At 55.3% G+C, this 16,146-nt stretch carries 17 protein-coding genes and 1 other annotated feature; of the genes, 4 read left to right on the forward strand and 13 right to left on the reverse strand.

The features are described from left to right. Positions 1-88: 88 nt before the first annotated feature. The 3 genes from RTE01_RS24090 to RTE01_RS24100 all read right to left on the reverse strand — a co-directional run bounded on the left by RTE01_RS24090 (position 89) and on the right by RTE01_RS24100 (position 1,935). Positions 89-553, reverse strand: a complete 465-nt coding sequence (locus tag RTE01_RS24090) for an NlpC/P60 family protein (protein WP_041146044.1) — start codon at positions 551-553, stop codon at positions 89-91. Positions 554-634: 81 nt separating this feature from the next. After that, positions 635-1,384, reverse strand: a complete 750-nt coding sequence (gene btuD, locus RTE01_RS24095) for a vitamin B12 ABC transporter ATP-binding protein BtuD (protein WP_041146045.1) — start codon at positions 1,382-1,384, stop codon at positions 635-637. After that, a complete protein-coding gene (locus tag RTE01_RS24100; RefSeq protein WP_134526527.1) occupies positions 1,384-1,935 on the reverse strand; it encodes a glutathione peroxidase in 552 nt (183 codons plus the stop codon). Before RTE01_RS24100 ends, btuD begins: the two co-directional genes overlap by 1 nt. Positions 1,936-2,160: 225 nt before the next feature. Between RTE01_RS24100 and RTE01_RS24105 the strand changes: the two genes are divergently transcribed. Beyond that, the gene (locus RTE01_RS24105) at positions 2,161-2,961 is read left to right on the forward strand and encodes a MetQ/NlpA family ABC transporter substrate-binding protein (RefSeq protein WP_041146047.1); all 801 of its coding nucleotides are present in this window, start codon (positions 2,161-2,163) and stop codon (positions 2,959-2,961) included. A 65-nt stretch (positions 2,962-3,026) separates the two neighbouring features. On the opposite strand, the gene btuC is transcribed toward RTE01_RS24105, so the two are convergent. After that, the gene (gene btuC / locus RTE01_RS24110) at positions 3,027-4,013 is read right to left on the reverse strand and encodes a vitamin B12 ABC transporter permease BtuC (protein ID WP_041146048.1); all 987 of its coding nucleotides are present in this window, start codon (positions 4,011-4,013) and stop codon (positions 3,027-3,029) included. Positions 4,014-4,146: 133 nt separating this feature from the next. Further along, complete coding sequence (locus tag RTE01_RS24115; protein WP_134526529.1) at positions 4,147-5,580, reverse strand: gluconate:proton symporter; 1,434 nt, start codon at positions 5,578-5,580, stop codon at positions 4,147-4,149. A gap of 277 nt (positions 5,581-5,857) precedes the next feature. Between RTE01_RS24115 and RTE01_RS24120 the strand changes: the two genes are divergently transcribed. Genes RTE01_RS24120 through RTE01_RS24130 form a run of 3 tightly spaced genes read left to right on the forward strand, consistent with a single transcriptional unit; the run spans position 5,858 to position 8,426 of the window. Next, positions 5,858-6,772 (forward strand): LysR family transcriptional regulator, encoded by a 915-nt coding sequence (locus tag RTE01_RS24120; protein WP_134526532.1) that lies wholly within the window; start codon positions 5,858-5,860, stop codon positions 6,770-6,772. A 38-nt stretch (positions 6,773-6,810) separates the two neighbouring features. Then, complete coding sequence (locus RTE01_RS24125; RefSeq protein ID WP_255313556.1) at positions 6,811-8,076, forward strand: D-amino acid dehydrogenase; 1,266 nt, start codon at positions 6,811-6,813, stop codon at positions 8,074-8,076. After that, positions 8,073-8,426 carry a RidA family protein gene (locus tag RTE01_RS24130; RefSeq protein ID WP_141335431.1) on the forward strand — a complete coding sequence of 118 codons (354 nt, stop codon included), beginning with the start codon at positions 8,073-8,075 and terminating at the stop codon, positions 8,424-8,426. Before RTE01_RS24125 ends, RTE01_RS24130 begins: the two co-directional genes overlap by 4 nt. Before the next feature lie 55 nt (positions 8,427-8,481). Here RTE01_RS24130 and ihfA read toward each other — a convergent pair whose 3' ends face one another. From ihfA to thrS, 8 genes are all read right to left on the reverse strand, one after another. Next, entirely contained in the window at positions 8,482-8,781 is a 300-nt protein-coding gene (gene ihfA / locus RTE01_RS24135; protein ID WP_004102960.1) for an integration host factor subunit alpha, read from the reverse strand. A 4-nt stretch (positions 8,782-8,785) separates the two neighbouring features. Beyond that, positions 8,786-11,173 (reverse strand): phenylalanine--tRNA ligase subunit beta, encoded by a 2,388-nt coding sequence (gene pheT, locus RTE01_RS24140; protein ID WP_041146053.1) that lies wholly within the window; start codon positions 11,171-11,173, stop codon positions 8,786-8,788. A gap of 15 nt (positions 11,174-11,188) precedes the next feature. After that, positions 11,189-12,172 (reverse strand): phenylalanine--tRNA ligase subunit alpha, encoded by a 984-nt coding sequence (pheS, locus tag RTE01_RS24145; protein ID WP_041146054.1) that lies wholly within the window; start codon positions 12,170-12,172, stop codon positions 11,189-11,191. 169 nt (positions 12,173-12,341) lie between these two features. Continuing rightward, positions 12,342-12,467: a sequence feature (Phe leader region), on the reverse strand. Beyond that, positions 12,418-12,462, reverse strand: coding sequence for a pheST operon leader peptide PheM (gene pheM / locus RTE01_RS26280; protein WP_001386830.1), 45 nt, complete (start codon positions 12,460-12,462; stop codon positions 12,418-12,420). It overlaps the preceding feature by 45 nt. A gap of 118 nt (positions 12,468-12,585) precedes the next feature. Further along, on the reverse strand, positions 12,586-12,942 hold the full coding sequence (rplT, locus tag RTE01_RS24160) for a 50S ribosomal protein L20 (protein ID WP_004102963.1): 357 nt from the start codon (positions 12,940-12,942) through the stop codon (positions 12,586-12,588). 50 nt (positions 12,943-12,992) lie between these two features. Continuing rightward, positions 12,993-13,190 carry a 50S ribosomal protein L35 gene (gene rpmI, locus RTE01_RS24165; protein WP_001124225.1) on the reverse strand — a complete coding sequence of 66 codons (198 nt, stop codon included), beginning with the start codon at positions 13,188-13,190 and terminating at the stop codon, positions 12,993-12,995. 96 nt (positions 13,191-13,286) lie between these two features. Beyond that, positions 13,287-13,829, reverse strand: a complete 543-nt coding sequence (gene infC / locus RTE01_RS24170; protein WP_049267827.1) for a translation initiation factor IF-3 — start codon at positions 13,827-13,829, stop codon at positions 13,287-13,289. Positions 13,830-13,832: 3 nt separating this feature from the next. Next, complete coding sequence (gene thrS / locus RTE01_RS24175; RefSeq protein ID WP_041146055.1) at positions 13,833-15,761, reverse strand: threonine--tRNA ligase; 1,929 nt, start codon at positions 15,759-15,761, stop codon at positions 13,833-13,835. Between the last annotated feature and the right edge of the window lie 385 nt (positions 15,762-16,146).

Here is a 16,146-nt window from a genome sequence, read left to right on the forward strand (position 1 = left end):
GGCATCAAGGCAGCATGTTCTGCAAAGCGTCCGGTGAACGGAACACCTCACAGCCGACCGACGTGAACCCGGCAAACCGCGCGTGACGCTATATTCTGCGCGCCTGCCAGAATTTTTTATTCCAGTACACGTTATTCAGCGACGAGCGCGTAACGCCGTTGCTGGTCGAAGCATGGATAAACTGGTTATCGGTATCGTAGATCCCTACGTGCAAACCGCTCTCGCCGGAGCCGGTCTTGAAGAACACCAGATCCCCGGGCAGCAGTTCGCTTTTATCAATGCGGGTGCCGATCTCTGCCTGCTCGCGGGTTTCACGCGGCAGCTGCATGGAAAACTTATCGCGGAAGGTTCTCACCACAAAGCCGGAACAGTCCACCCCGCGCGGCGTCATCCCACCGTAGCGATACGGCGCACCCCGCCAGTTCCGCAGCTGATCGTTAAGATTAGCGATGACGGTAATAGAATCCGCAAGCCGGGGATTGGGCGGCGGCGCCCGGTGGCTGCTGCAGCCTGCCAGAAATAGTGCCGTCAAAAGAATGAACCACAAACGCATCTCAGACGATTCCTCTGTTCCTTATCTTATTGTCAGGATAATTTAGCTGGTTTATCAATGAACTGGCAAGCTTGCTTCGCGCTACTGTGACGCGATGAGCATAAAATGACCGCCAAACGCCACCCGCTGGAAAGAAATCGCATAGGCGGCGGTTAAATTCTCTTCGGTCAATACCTCTGAGGTATAACCACAGGCTATCGTTTTTCCCCGGCAGATAAGCCACGCCCGCTGCGCATGCCGTAGCGTGTGGTTGAGATCGTGACTGCTCATGACCACCGCGATCCCCGTCGCGCACAGTTCGCTGAGAACGCCGTCGAGCGCCGCCTGCTGCGCCACGTCGAGGCTGTTCATCGGCTCATCGAGCAGCAGCAGCTGTCCCGCGGGGTTGGCCAGCGGGTCGATTTGCAGAATGACCGCCGCCAGCCGCACGCGCTGCCACTCGCCGCCCGAAATCTGATTGACCTGGCGCCCAAGCTTATCGCTCAGCCCCAGCCTCTCGGCTACCGCGCCGAGCAGATCGCTCCGCGCGTTATTTTGCAGATGCAGCGACAGGTAGTGCCAGACCGGCATCGCGAAGGGCGGCGCCTGATGCTGGTTGAGGTAAGCGCGATGTCGCGCCAGCTCGGAGGCCGGCCACATCTTTAGCGGTCGTTCGTTGAAGATGATGCGCCCGGGTCCCGTCGTCAGGCCGGCCATGCGCATGAGCAGCGTGCTCTTCCCGGCCCCGTTTGGCCCGACGATATGGATCATTTCTCCCGGTCGAACCTCGGCGCTAAACGCTGCCAGCCGCCCCGGCTCTTCTACGTCCTGTAGCTGCATCAAAAACGGCATTATTTCGCTAAAGCTCCTTTAATCGCCGCCAGCAGCAGCGGATCGTTCGGCGTCATATCGGGCGAGAAGCGCTGGATTGTCTGGCCATCGGCGCTCAGCAGGAACTTTTCGAAATTCCATAAAATATCGCCATCGTTCTGCGGCGCGCGGCCTTTGCTTGCCATTCGCTCGTAAAAGCCGCTGCCTTCCGGCGCTACGGCCTGCGGGGCGGCCTCAACCAGCTTCTGGTAGAGCGGATGACGATGTTCGCCGTTAACGTCAACTTTACTGAACAGCGGGAAGGTCACGCCATAGGTGGTGCTACAGAAGGTTTTGATCTCCTCCTCGCTGCCCGGCTCCTGTCCAAGGAACTGGTTACAGGGGAAACCCAGCACCGTGAAGCCGTCGCTCTCAAGCTCCTGCTGCAGCGCTTCCAGCTGTTCATACTGCGGCGTCAGGCCGCATTTTGAGGCCACGTTAACGATTAACAGCGCTTTGCCCGCATAGGTGTTAAGCGTCGTTTTCTCGCCATCGATAGTGGTAACTTCGGTATCAAGAATAGTGTGTTGCATAGCCTTCCCTCTGTGAATAAAAGCGATTTCTGGTTCAGGTGATCCCTATCTACTGTAGCGGATTGAGGCGCGGTCATTGTACTTTGAATCATCTGACCGGCATACCGTACCGTGCTCATACGGCAACATGAATTCCTCTCAATAGGGACGTCGCGCAATTCAGTGTACAGTGTTAAATGGATGTAATAGCATTTCGTTAATGATTAATTTAAGAGAGTTTTATAGATGAAGAAGCTGTTGAGTTCGGTGCTGATTGCCTCATCGGTGGTGCTGTTATCGGCCTGCTCCCCTGACGATAATAATAAGGTCAAGGTGGCGATCAATACCGGTCCGGATGAGGCTATCTGGAAAGTCGTTGAGCAGGTTGCCAAGGACAAATATAACCTCGACGTCGAGGTGATCTCCTTTAATGATTACGTCCTGCCTAACGAAGCGTTAAATAATAAAGACGTCGACGCTAACGCCTTCCAGACGCTGCCCTATCTCGAAGCGCAGTCGAAAGAGCGTGGCTACAAATTTGCCATCGTCGGCAAAACCTTTGTTTTCCCTATCGCCGCCTACTCTCGCAAGATAAAAAATATCAGCGAGCTGCCGGATGGAGCGACGGTGTCTATTTCCAACGAGACCACGACGCTGGGGCGCAGCCTGCTGCTGCTGCAGGCGCAGGGCCTGATCAAGCTGAAAGATGGCGTCGGCTACCTGCCAACGGCGCTGGACATTATCGACAATCCTAAGCATTTGAAAATTGTCGAAGTGGACAGCCCGCAGCTGCCGCGTACCCTGGACGATCCTGACGTTAGCCTGTCGATTATTAACACCAACTTCTCGGCGCAGGTTGGCCTGTCCGCCGCGCGGGATGGCCTGTTTATGGAAGGCCAGGACTCGCCGTACGTAAACGCTATCGTGTCTCGCGAAGATAATAAAGACAGCAAAAAAGTTCAGGAGCTGAAAGAGGCGTTCCAGACCAAAGAAGTCGCCGACAAAGCGCTGGAAGTTTATAAAGGTGATGCCATCAAAGGGTGGTAATAGCACTTAATCTGCTGCGCATCGGCAGACGATAGACGCCCTGCCGATGCGCCTGGATTCGGCGCTTATTGCGCGTGCACGGACTTCAGCAGCAGCCAGATAAACACCGGCGCGCCCAGCGTCGCGGTCACCACGCCGATCGGTAGTTCCGCCGCCGACAGCGCCAGGCGGGCGACGATATCGGCGCCTAACAGCGCACTGGCCCCGGCAAGCATGCAGGCCGGCAGCAGAACGCGATGATCGCTTAAGCCGCATAGCCGCAGGATATGCGGGATCACCAGGCCAATAAAACCGATGGCTCCGGCCAGCGCCACGCTCACCCCCACCAGCCAACCGGTGGCGACCACCAGCAGCTTACGCCACAGCCACAGCGGTAAGCCCAGCTGGCGCGCCGATACCTCTCCCAAAGCCAGCATATTCAGCGGCTGCGACTGTAGCCCCACCCAGGCCAGCACCGGCAGAAGCGCCAGCATCAGCCACAGCTGCTGCCAGTCTACGCCGCCAAAGCCGCCCATCATCCAGTACATCAGCTGACGTAAATCGAACGAGGTGGAAAAATAGACGGCCCAGGTCATCAGCGCGCTGCAGATAATGCCCAGCGCTACGCCTGCCAACAGCAGACGGCTGGTTGACAGATGCCGACGGGCAAAGCGCAGCAGTATAAAGGTGATAACCAGCGCGCCGGCAATGGCGCACAGCCCCAGCACCCAGCCAGGAAGGAATCCTTTACCCAGCAGCACGGCGGCGATGAGCCCGACCCCCGCGCCGTTAGAGACCCCCAGCAGCCCCGGCTCCGCCAGCGGGTTTTCGAACAACGCCTGCATGATCGCTCCGGAGAGCGCTAAAGCGGCGCCCACCAGCAGCACCGCCAGGGTGCGCGGCAGGCGAATTTGCCAGATGAAGAGCTGCCCCCTGGCGCTGAACCACTCTTGCGGCGGGATCCAGAGATCGCCCGCGCAGAGGCTGGCGGCCATCATCGCCAGCAGCAGCAGCAGTAAAGCAACGAGCCAGCGCCGGCTGCGGCGCTGTTGAATTTGAGCAAAGGTCTGCATAAATACCGGGATGCAAGAAAGAGATGTATTTGATTTTACGGTGGGTATTGCGGGGAGAAAAGCAAAACATCGGCGCATGGCGCATATCGGCGGACGCGAGCGGGCAGAATCGCACTGCCCGCTCGCGCAGCTGCTACACCAGGACCTGGAACAGAACGGCGAAGAGAACAATATTAGCCAGAACGATGGCCCAGCCGTTGTAGAGCATATATTTCAAATGCGTGGACTGCGCCAGCCCCATCTGTCCAAACATATCCGACGACGGGAAGGGGCCGAACCAGTCAACCTGCGATGATGCCAGCAGCACGGCGGTTGTCCCCTGCGGCGGGACGCCTGCCGCCATCAGCATCGGGCCGAAGATTTTATGGGTAAAAGTCATCTGCGCTACCGCCGCGCCGGGGACATGACCAATAATATTGAAAGCAAAAATACTAAAGCACAGCCAGGCGGGAGAGATCCCCTCGAGCAGCGGCTGGGTGTAGTCCAGCAGCCCCTGGTAAGCGTGCAGCCCGTCCATCAGTTCAAGAATCGGGTTGTAGAGCCAGTACAGCAGGAACATCCACACCAGCCGACCGCAGCCGTGATACAGCGCCTGCAGGATCTGCGTTGGCCGCAGCCCCCCGACCAGGCCGGTAATCAGCGCCACCAGCAGCATCACGATAATAGCGAAGCTAAAGCCGGCCTTAATGACCACGCCCACCACCGCCATCACGATAATCGTTGCCGCAAAGGCCAGCGCGCTCAGCTTTCTGCGGCGGGCAAGAGTCGGGTTATCCTCATCCTGCGGCTGCTCAGCAAGGTTAACCTCATAGCGCAGCTTACCCTCGGTCATCTTCTGAATACGCCCCGCCATGACCCAGCCGGCCAGCAGCGTGACGGCGCTCATCGGCAGACCGACATAGAGTAAATAGTCCGGATAGCTCAGGCCTCCGAGCTTAAGAATAGTCACCGTACTCGGGGTAAAGGGGCCGGTAAACAGCCCGATGGAACCGGCGGTCATCATCAGCGCGGCCACCGTGGGCGGCGTCAGGCGCACCGCTGCGGCGATGGGAATAATCACCGCGACGATAATGGCGTTACCGCCGGCCATGGTGCCCAGGGCGCCGCAAATCAGAATCGAGGAGGCGACAATACCAAATTTCACCCGCGTCTGGCTGGACAGCCCGATGCGATGAACCACGAATTTCACCAGCTCTACCGCCGCGCCGGTGCGGGTAGCCACTTCCCCCACCCCGGCGCCGAGCATAATGATGAGCCCGACGGTGGCAATAAAAGAGCCTGTCGATTTCGCCAGCATCGTGCCCATTTCCGGCAACCCGGTAGAGGTCATGATCATCGCAATAATAATTGATGAAATAACCGCCAGCACGATATCCACGCCAATAAGCGACAGCACGGCTAATGCTACCAGCGGGGTAAAGCTGAGAAGTCCCAGCTCTGCGCTGGGGCGGCCATGACACCAAAAGGCGATCAGTAAAAATAGCCCTGACAGCAGACCAATAACGATATTTTTTCTGGTAATAGTTCTTCGGGTAACAGGATTACCGGAGAGCGTTGAGTCACTCATACAACTCCTTGATGCCAATAAAACCAACCGCTATTTCAGGTCAGCGCATTTGGGCCAGCTCAGAAAATATCCCCCTCGTTATAATTGTTGGCGCCAAGGCCTGAGGGTTTGCGTAGGGACAACAGGTATTGTTCTGAGAATCGGATTATCCGCCTGCCGGCGGGGCAAAAAGCGCAATAAGTAAACAGAACGCTGATTGTGAATTGAATTTATGTTAATTTATTGTTATTAGAAAATGAATTTTTATCTGGCCCCTATAACCCTGAGTTAACCCCTGATGAAACTGCGTCACCTGGAAATCTTCCACGCCGTGATGACCTGCGGCACCCTTTCACGAGCAGCGGAGTCGCTGAATATCTCTCAACCGGCGGCCAGTAAGGCGCTCAAAAACGCCGAAATGAAGCTGGGTTTTAAACTCTTTCAGCGCGTTCGCGGCAAGCTGCTGCCGAGCAGCGAAGCGCTGACGCTGTTCGAGAAGGCGCAGAATATCTACCAGGATCTGGATAATCTGCGCCTGCTTGCCGACAACCTGGCGCGCGACCCGCGGGCGAAAATTAGTCTCGGCTGTTTACCCAGCCTCGGGCTGAGCCTGGTGCCGGAAATGGTGACCGACTTCTATCAGCAAAACGCGAATCTGGTGATGACCCTGACCACGGAACATACTGAGACATTGGTCAAGAAACTGGATCTGCGCGAGATCGATCTGGCGCTGACGCTCCAGCCGGTTCAGCAGGGCGAAATCATCACCACCACCATTGCCGAAGTGCCGCTGGTCTACATCGACCGTGACTACCGCCAGGGCGTGGTGGTGATTGATGAGATAGACCAGCAGCGCTGGATCTCTCCCGGCCCCCACTCGCTGTCGGCCGCCATTGCTACCCGTCGCGACTTCTCGACGACTCGCCTCAACGTTCAGACCTATTACATGGCAACTGAATTTGTTAAACGCGGCATGGGCTGCAGCATTACCGATATTTTTTCCGCGCGTCATAACCTGACCCCGACGATGATCCACCCTATTTCGCCGCCGATGACGATCCCTCTCTGCTTGCTGCGTCGGGCGGATGTTTCCCTGAGTCCGATTGCGCATAAATTTGTCGATTTTATCTGCCGGCAGCTGCGTAAACAGCTGCAGGAAATTAACCTGGGGTTATACCCTGAAAATAAAAAGTCAATTGCGCCGCAGGGGTAAATGCTTTGACATAACGCCATTGCATTTATCAGCGGTGGATATCTCAGGTTATGAAAAAGCGCATTGTTATTATCGGTGGCGGCGTTATCGGGCTGGCGACGGCCTACGTATTCATTAAGCGCGGCCACGAGGTCCAGCTGCTGGAGCGCAATGCGACCCCTGGCCTAGCGACGAGCTTTGCTAACGGCGGCCAGCTTAGCTACCGCTACGTCGCGCCGCTGGCCGACCGCGGCGTGCCGCTACAGGGAATAAAGTGGATGGGCAGGAGCGACTCGCCGCTCAATATGCGCCTGCGGATGTCTCCAGACCAGTGGCGCTGGCTGCTGCAGTTCCTGCGCGCTTGCAACAGCCGGACCAATAAGGTTAACGGCGATCATATTCTTCGCCTGTCGCTGCTCAGCCGTCAGGTTATGCAGGCGTGGTTGAATGAGGATAATCTGAGCGACTTTCACTGGCGACGCTGCGGGAAATTAGTCGTCCATCGCCGGGAGTACGATCTGAATAAAGCGGAAACAGGGATCAATCCGCAATATCAGCGCTCCCTGAGCGGAGCCGAATGTATTGAACTTGAACCCGCGCTCAAGCATATCCGCGCCTCGCTCTGCGGCGGTATTTATTCGCCCGGCGACGAAACCGCTGACTGCCATCAGTTTTGCCTGGCGCTGCTGGAGAAACTCAACGCCAGCGCCGGCTTTACCCTCACTGGCGACTGTGACGTTCGCCATCTAAATAAAAAAGGCGGTCGTATTCACTCGGCGGAAACCAGCCGGGGAACGATTGTCGGCGATGATTTTGTGGTTGCCGCCGGCAATGGCAGCAGCCCGTTACTGGCTGGCACCGGAATTCACGTGCCGCTTTGCGGCCTGAAAGGCTACAGCCTGACGCTGCCCTATCCGGCCCAGGCCGGGATCGCGCCGGATATCAGCGTCACCGACTATGGGCACAAAATTGTCTATGCCCGCCTCGGAGAGCAGCTGCGTATCGCCGCGATGGTTGATATCGGCTACGACGGCGACGGACTGCGTCCTGAGCGTATTGCGGCGTTGAAAAAAATTGTTGCCGGCAGCTTCCCCGAGCTCCAGGGCATTGAGGATGCGCAGGCCTGGAGCGGTATGCGCCCTTCTACGCCAGCCGGCCCTCCGCTGCTGGGACGCGCCGGCTACCAAAACCTGTGGATGAACCTCGGCCAGGGCAGCCTGGGTTTCACCCTCGCCGCCGGCAGCGCGGCGGTGCTCGGTGCCCTGCTCGATAGCGAAAACCCCGCCATCGCTTTAGATGGCCTGACATGGAAAAAATCAGCATGAACATTATCCGTAACAATCCGCAGCCGCGTCTTTCCGCCAGCGTCGAATATGGCAACCTGATCTTTTTATCGGGGCAAACGCCGAAAAGCAGCGAGGAGGATATTATGCAGCAGACGCGGGAAGTCTTAGAGAAAATCGACGCCCTGCTGGCGGCAGCCGGTAGCGACAACGGCCACATTCTTTCCGCGCAGGTGTGGCTGAAAAATATGGCCCGCGATTTTGCCGGTTTTAACGAAGCCTGGGTTGCCTGGCTGCCGGAAGGCCACAGCCCGGCGCGCGCGGCCGTCCAGGCAGAGATGGCGCGCCCGGATATTCTCGTCGAAGTGATGGTCAATGCCGTAAAAGCCTGATCCTGAAAATGAAAAGAAAAAAGGCCGCATCAGCGGCCTTTTTAGTTAGTTCAGATTATTTGTCTCTGGGCGAAGCGTTTTCGACGCGGCTTTTAAGTTTCTGGCCGGGTCTGAAGGTCACCACGCGCCGGGCTGTAATCGGAATATCTTCTCCCGTTTTCGGGTTACGACCCGGGCGCTGGTTTTTATCACGCAAATCGAAGTTGCCGAACCCGGAGAGTTTTACCTGTTCTCCGTTTTCCAAAGCACGACGAACCTCTTCGAAAAACAACTCTACCAGTTCTTTGGCATCCCGCTTGCTAAGCCCAAGCTTATCAAACAGATATTCTGACATTTCAGCTTTTGTAAGCGCCATAGGTTCAATCCCTCAATGAGGCCTGGAATCGCTCTTTTAATGCCTCTACACATTTGGCGACGGTAGCGGCAATCTCCTCTTCTTCGAGTGTACGGCTGGTATCCTGAAGGATTAGGCTGATTGCAAGGCTCTTACTGCCTTCTGCAACGCCTTTACCGCGGTACACGTCAAATAAGTTTACGCCAACTACCTGATTTACGCCAACTTTCTTACACTCGGTCAAAACATCAGCTGCGGGTACGTTTTCAGCGACGACGACCGCGATGTCGCGACGGTTAGCCGGGAAACGAGAAATCTCGCGCGCCTGAGGAACCACGCGGTCTGCAAGCTTGTTCCACTCCAGCTCAAACGCCAAAGTGCGACCGTTCAGATCCAGTTTACGTTCCAGCTCAGGATGAACAACCCCAATGAAACCAATGCGTTCACCTTTCAGATAAATCGCTGCCGACTGTCCCGGATGCAGCGCGGCGTTCGCTTCTGCGCGGAATTCGATGGCGGATAATTTACCGGTCAGGTCGAGAACGGACTCCAGATCGCCTTTTAAATCATAGAAATCGACGGACTCTTTTGCCAGGTTCCAGTGCTCATCAACGCGATTGCCGCAAATTACGCCGGCCAGCATCACGTCCTGACGGATCCCCAGCGGAGCCTCGGTATCAGGAACAAAGCGTAAACCGCTCTCAAAGATGCGCACGCGGCTCTGCTGACGATTCTGGTTATACACCACGGTGCCCAGCAGGCCGGTCAGCAGCGACAGGCGCATCGCCGACATTTCGCTGGAGATTGGGCTTGGCAGGATCAGCGCCTCTTCACCCGGGTGAATCAGCTGCTGTACTTTCGGGTCAACGAAGCTATAGGTAATAACTTCCTGATAGCCTTTGTCGATGAGCAGGGTTTTCACGCGCTTAAGCGACAGGTTCGCCTCACGATGGGTGCCCATAATCAGGCCAGCCTGGACCGGTTCGTCAGGAATGTTGTTATAGCCGTATACGCGGGCAACTTCTTCAACCAGATCTTCTTCGATCGCAATATCAAAACGCCAGCTCGGCGCGACGGCCTGCCACTGGCCTTCGCCCGCGGTCACTTCACAACCCAGGCGGCTAAGAATATCGCTGACCTGAGCATCATCAATGTGATGGCCAATCAGGCGATCCAGCTTGCTACGGCGCAGGATAATGGTTGCCGCCTTCGGCAGGGTCGCGTCGTTGGTCACGTCGATCACCGGGCCGGCTTCGCCGCCGCAGATATCGATCAGCAGGCGGGTTGCACGCTCCAGGGCCTTGTGCTGCAGCGCCGGGTCGACCCCACGCTCATAGCGGTGGGAGGCATCGGTGTGCAGGCCGTGACGGCGCGCGCGACCGGTGATAGACAGCGGGCTGAAGAATGCGCACTCCAGCAGCACGTTCTGCGTTTCGTCGTTCACGCCGGAGTGCTCGCCGCCAAAGATACCGCCCATCGCCAGCGCCTTCTGGTGGTCTGCGATAACCAGAGTGTCAGCGTCGAGCCTGGCTTCGGAACCATCCAGCAGCACCAGCGTTTCGCCCTCTTTCGCCATCCGCACCACGATGCCGCCTTCGATGCGATCGCGGTCAAAGGCGTGCATCGGCTGGCCGAGCTCGAGGAGAACGTAGTTGGTGACATCCACCACCGCGTCGATAGAGCGGATGCCGCAGCGGCGCAGCTTCTCTTTCATCCACAGCGGAGTGGGCGCTTTAACGTTGATGCCTTTAACAACGCGTCCCAGGTAGCGCGGGCACGCGTCCGGCGCCTCAACGGTGATCGGCAGCGTATCGGCAATCGTCGCCGCAACCGGCGTGATTTCCGGCGCGTTCAGCGGCTCTTTATTCAGTACCGCCACGTCGCGAGCGACGCCGATGATACCTAAACAGTCGGCACGGTTCGGCGTCACGCTGATTTCGATGGTGTTGTCGTCAAACTTCAGATATTCACGGATATCGGTACCAATCGGCGCATCTGCCGGAAGTTCGATAATTCCGCTGTGATCGTCGGAAACGCCCAGCTCGGAAAACGAACACAACATCCCTTCGGAAGGCTCGCCGCGTAGTTTTGCCGCTTTAATTTTGAAGTCGCCCGGCAGTACGGCGCCGATAGTAGCAACCGCAACCTTCAGACCCTGGCGGCAGTTCGGCGCGCCGCACACGATATCCAGCAGGCGTTCGCCGCCGACGTTAATTTTGGTCACCCGCAGCTTGTCAGCGTTCGGGTGCTGGCCGCACTCCACGACTTCACCGACGACGACGCCGTTGAAGCTGCCGGCAACCGGCTCAACGCCGTCAACTTCGAGGCCGGCCATCGTAATCTGATTCGCCAGGGCTTCGCTGTCGATCGCCGGATTAACCCATTCGCGTAACCACAGTTCACTGAATTTCATTGTTCTGTCCTGCCCTTATTTAAACTGTTTGAGGAAACGCAGATCGTTTTCGAAGAACGCGCGTAGGTCGGTTACGCCATAGCGCAGCATGGTCAGACGCTCCATGCCCATACCAAAGGCGAAGCCGGAATAGACTTCCGGGTCGATGCCGACATTGCGCAGAACGTTCGGGTGCACCATGCCGCAGCCGAGCACTTCCAGCCACTTGCCGTTTTTACCCATGACGTCAACTTCAGCAGAGGGTTCGGTAAACGGGAAGTAGGACGGACGGAAACGAATTTGCAGATCTTCTTCAAAGAAGTTACGCAGGAAGTCGTGCAGCGTCCCTTTCAGGTTGGTGAAGTTAATATTCTTATCAACAATCAGTCCTTCCATCTGATGGAACATCGGGGTATGGGTCTGATCGTAATCGTTACGATAAACGCGGCCAGGGGCGATAATACGAATCGGCGGCTGCTGATGTTCCATGGTACGGATCTGTACGCCGGAAGTCTGGGTACGCAGCAGGCGAGTGGCATCAAACCAGAAGGTATCGTGGTCAGCGCGCGCCGGGTGGTGGCCCGGGATATTCAGCGCATCGAAGTTATGGTAGTCATCTTCGATCTCCGGACCGGTTGCCACCGTAAAGCCGAGCTCGCCGAAGAAGTTTTCGATGCGGTCAATAGTGCGGGTAACCGGATGCAGGCCGCCGTTTTCGACCCGACGCCCCGGCAGCGAGACATCAATGGTCTCAGCGGCCAGACGCGCATTCAGCGCGGCGCCTTCCAGATCGGCTTTACGCGCGTTGAGCGCCTGCTGGACCTGCTCTTTGGCTTCGTTGATCACCGCGCCTGCAGCCGGGCGCTCTTCTGGCGGCAGCTCACGCAGGGTCGTCATCTGAAGAGTCAGATGCCCTTTCTTTCCCAGGTATTCCACGCGGACGTTGTCCAGCGCGGCAACATCTGATGCCTCATTAATGGCTGCCTTCGCACTGGCAACCAGCTCTGCGAGATGTGACATGGTTTTCCTCATTATGTCGGTGCAGACACCGGTTATGGTCATTATTTTGCTCTGACTATTTCGAGTCGCAGGCAGCGGGTCAAGCCGTTATCCAGCACGAAGATTCCGGCGGGATGACGCGCATTAAGCCACGCACCTGCAGCTTGAAATAGAACGAGCCAGTTCATATACGAAAAAAGCCTCCACGGTGGGAGGCTTTCTGGCGCTGTTTTTCGTTTCTTTTCTCACGCGCTAGCCTCCTGAGTTCAGGTGCTAAAGTAAAAAAAGAAGCGGAAAATAGCAGCATTCATGCTTGCATTACCTTGTCTGGCACGAAACGTAAGACCTGTATTGAAAAGCTTACAGCAATAAAAGTCAATGTATTGATAGAGTTGAAACAAAAAGAGGGAGACAAGCTCCCTCTTTCAACTGGCTTATGCCAGAGCTGCTTTCGCTTTTTCGACCAGAGCGGTGAACGCTAATTTGTCGAATACTGCGATGTCAGCCAGGATCTTACGGTCGATTTCAACAGAGGCTTTTTTCAGGCCGTTGATGAATTTGCTGTAAGAAATACCGTTCTGACGTGCTGCTGCGTTGATACGCGCAATCCACAGTTGACGGAACTGACGCTTTTTCTGACGACGGTCACGATAAGCGTACTGACCTGCTTTGATAACAGCCTGGAAGGCAACGCGGTATACGCGAGAACGCGCACCGTAGTAGCCTTTAGCTTGTTTCAAAATTTTCTTGTGACGTGCACGGGCAACTACACCACGTTTTACGCGAGCCATATGTGCTCTCCTGTATCTATTCTAATTAAAAAGTTAAAAGGGTTAACGACTTATGCGTACGGCAGGCACGCGATTACCAGGCCCAGATCGCCTTTGGAAACCATGGCTTTCGGACGCAGGTGACGTTTACGCTTGGTAGCTTTTTTGGTCAGAATGTGACGCAGGTTAGCGTGCTTGTGCTTAAAACCACCTTTACCGGTTTTTTTGAAGCGCTTAGCAGCACCGCGTACGGTCTTAATTTTTGGCATTTTAATAACTTCCACTTCGCATTGTTAATAAACGAAACGTAGGCGAACAGTCCCTGCGAAGCCCAGAGGCTCCACAGGAATTGCTACTTGAAGGCCTTACTGTTTCTTCTTCGGAGCGAGCACCATGATCATCTGGCGGCCTTCGATCTTCGATGGGAAGGATTCGACCACTGCCAGTTCACTCAGATCGTCACGGACGCGGTTAAGCACTTCCATACCGATCTGCTGGTGAGCCATCTCACGACCGCGGAAACGCAGCGTGATCTTAGCTTTATCACCCTCTTCCAGAAAGCGAACCAGGCTGCGGAGTTTTACCTGGTAGTCGCCATCATCGGTACCAGGTCGGAATTTAATTTCCTTAACCTGGATAACTTTTTGTTTTTTCTTCTGTTCCTTAGAAGACTTACTCTTTTCATAGAGGAATTTGCCGTAATCCATGATACGACAAACCGGCGGCTCGGCGTTAGGGCTGATTTCGACTAAGTCTACTCCGGCTTCTTCAGCTTTTTCCAGAGCTTCTCTCAGACTCACAATACCAAGCTGCTCGCCTTCCAGACCTGTTAAGCGAACTTCTTGCGCGCGAATTTCGCCATTAATACGATTCGGACGCGCCGTTTGAACTCGTTTTCCGCCTTTAATACCTTATTCCTCCAGTTGTTGAAGACTGCGGCTGCGAATCTCTTGTTGCAGCTTTTCGATCACTTCATTTACGTCCATGCTGCCGAGGTCTTTCCCGCGACGGGTACGCACGGCTACTTTACCGGCTTCGACTTCTTTGTCGCCACAGACCAACATGTACGGGACACGACGTAAAGTGTGCTCGCGGATTTTAAAGCCAATCTTCTCATTTCTCAAGTCCGCTTTTACACGAATTCCCGCATTTTGTAGTTTACGCGTCAATTCGTTAACGTAATCGGCCTGAGAATCAGTAATATTCATGACCACGACCTGCACTGGCGCAAGCCAGGTTGGGAAGAAGCCGGCGAACTCTTCGGTCAGGATGCCAATAAAGCGCTCCAGAGAACCAAGGATAGCACGGTGAATCATTACCGGTACCTGTCGCTCGTTGCTTTCGCCTACATAAGAGGCGCTTAAACGCTGCGGCAGAGAGAAGTCCAGCTGTACCGTTCCGCACTGCCATGCACGATCGAGGCAGTCATACAAAGTAAATTCAATTTTTGGACCGTAGAACGCGCCTTCACCCAGCTGATACTCAAATGGGATATTGTTTTCTTCCAGCGCGACTGCCAGATCCGCCTCAGCACGATCCCAGGCCTCGTCGCTTCCGATACGTTTTTCCGGACGAGTTGAGAGCTTGACGACGATTTTTTCGAAGCCAAAGGTGCTGTACATATCGTAGACCATACGAATACAGGCGTTAACTTCATCACGCACCTGCTCTTCAGTACAGAAAATATGCGCGTCATCCTGAGTAAAACCACGAACGCGCATCAGGCCATGCAGCGCGCCTGACGGCTCGTTACGATGGCAGCTACCGAACTCCGCCATACGCAGCGGCAGATCGCGGTAGGATTTCAGGCCCTGATTAAAGATCTGCACGTGACCCGGGCAGTTCATCGGCTTGATGCAGTACTCACGGTTCTCAGAAGAGGTGGTGAACATCGCATCTTTGTAGTTGTCCCAGTGGCCGGTTTTTTCCCACAGCACACGGTCCATCATAAACGGGCCTTTGACTTCCTGATACTGGTACTCTTTCAGCTTAGAGCGGACGAAAGTTTCCAGTTCACGGAAGATAGTCCAGCCATCGTTGTGCCAGAATACCATACCCGGCGCTTCTTCCTGCATATGATACAGGTCAAGCTGCTTACCGATCTTACGGTGGTCACGCTTAGATGCTTCTTCCAGGCGCAGCAGATGGGCGTTGAGCGCCTTTTTATCCGCCCACGCGGTGCCATAAATACGTTGCAGCATCTTATTGTTGCTATCGCCACGCCAGTAGGCGCCAGCGGTTTTCATCAGTTTGAAATGATGACAGAAACGCATGTTCGGCACGTGCGGCCCACGGCACATGTCGACGTACTCTTCATGATGATACAAGCCGGGCTTGTCATCATGAGCAATATTCTCATCAAGGATCGACACTTTATAGGTCTCGCCGCGCTGCACGAAGGTTTCACGCGCTTCATGCCAGCTGACTTTTTTCTTGATGACGTCGTAGTTTTTCTCGGCAAGCTCGTGCATACGTTTTTCGAGCGCGTCGAGGTCTTCCTGGGTCAGCGTACGATCGATATCAACGTCATAATAGAAGCCGTTATCGATAACCGGGCCGATAGCCATTTTGGTGTTCGGCCACAGCTGCTTAATCGCATGACCTAACAGATGCGCGCAGGAGTGACGAATAATCTCCAGGCCGTCTTCATCTTTAGCGGTGATGATAGAGAGCGTTGCATCGTTTTCGATGGGATCGCAGGCATCAACCAGCTCGCCGTTCACACGGCCAGCGATGGTGGCTTTCGCCAGGCCAGGGCCGATGTCGAGGGCAACGTCAAGCGGGCTAACCGCGTGGTCAAAATGGCGTTGGCTGCCATCAGGAAGCGTAATTACAGGCATTTCATGTCCTTATTTGCAGTGGTGCCCCACACGAAAGAGCACATACAAAACAATATAATCATAATTATCAACAAGTTCAGACCGAGCTCCCGCTTCACTCTGCGAAAATATGAGCACGAGGGTAACCCCACCGTTCTCACCTGCAGCCGCCTGCTGATAACACCGGGCTTTAGTTTACACATCATTAGTGCGTGATAAAAGTCACAACCCACTAAATGGCTGCTATTAATGATAAAACAAGGAGGAAGGGGCGAAAGATCGCCAGGAACGACGGATTGAGATAAAAAGGACAAAAATAGGCACCCGCGCCGTATTGCTTACGAGCGGTAGTGGGTAGCGGGCAAAATCAAAACGCGGAGCCAAACATATGCCTGTCAAACCGGTA

Source organism: Klebsiella terrigena, from assembly GCF_006539725.1.
Classification (GTDB): Bacteria; Pseudomonadota; Gammaproteobacteria; order Enterobacterales; family Enterobacteriaceae; genus Klebsiella; species Klebsiella terrigena.

Coding starts and splice junctions, on each gene's coding strand:
- btuD (WP_041146045.1), bottom strand. CDS start 1,384: ATGCCGTTTTTGATGCAGCTACAGGACGTAGAAGAGCCGGGGCGGCTG.
- pheS (WP_041146054.1), bottom strand. CDS start 12,172: ATGTCACATCTCGCAGAGCTGGTTGCCAGTGCGAAGGCAGCCATTAAT.
- RTE01_RS24130 (WP_141335431.1), top strand. CDS start 8,073: ATGAACATTATCCGTAACAATCCGCAGCCGCGTCTTTCCGCCAGCGTC.
- btuC (WP_041146048.1), bottom strand. CDS start 4,013: ATGCAGACCTTTGCTCAAATTCAACAGCGCCGCAGCCGGCGCTGGCTC.
- RTE01_RS24090 (WP_041146044.1), bottom strand. CDS start 553: ATGCGTTTGTGGTTCATTCTTTTGACGGCACTATTTCTGGCAGGCTGC.
- rplT (WP_004102963.1), bottom strand. CDS start 12,942: ATGGCTCGCGTAAAACGTGGTGTAGTTGCCCGTGCACGTCACAAGAAA.
- rpmI (WP_001124225.1), bottom strand. CDS start 13,190: ATGCCAAAAATTAAGACCGTACGCGGTGCTGCTAAGCGCTTCAAAAAA.
- RTE01_RS24105 (WP_041146047.1), top strand. CDS start 2,161: ATGAAGAAGCTGTTGAGTTCGGTGCTGATTGCCTCATCGGTGGTGCTG.
- RTE01_RS24100 (WP_134526527.1), bottom strand. CDS start 1,935: ATGCAACACACTATTCTTGATACCGAAGTTACCACTATCGATGGCGAG.
- thrS (WP_041146055.1), bottom strand. CDS start 15,761: ATGCCTGTAATTACGCTTCCTGATGGCAGCCAACGCCATTTTGACCAC.
- RTE01_RS24115 (WP_134526529.1), bottom strand. CDS start 5,580: ATGAGTGACTCAACGCTCTCCGGTAATCCTGTTACCCGAAGAACTATT.
- pheT (WP_041146053.1), bottom strand. CDS start 11,173: ATGAAATTCAGTGAACTGTGGTTACGCGAATGGGTTAATCCGGCGATC.
- ihfA (WP_004102960.1), bottom strand. CDS start 8,781: ATGGCGCTTACAAAAGCTGAAATGTCAGAATATCTGTTTGATAAGCTT.
- RTE01_RS24120 (WP_134526532.1), top strand. CDS start 5,858: ATGAAACTGCGTCACCTGGAAATCTTCCACGCCGTGATGACCTGCGGC.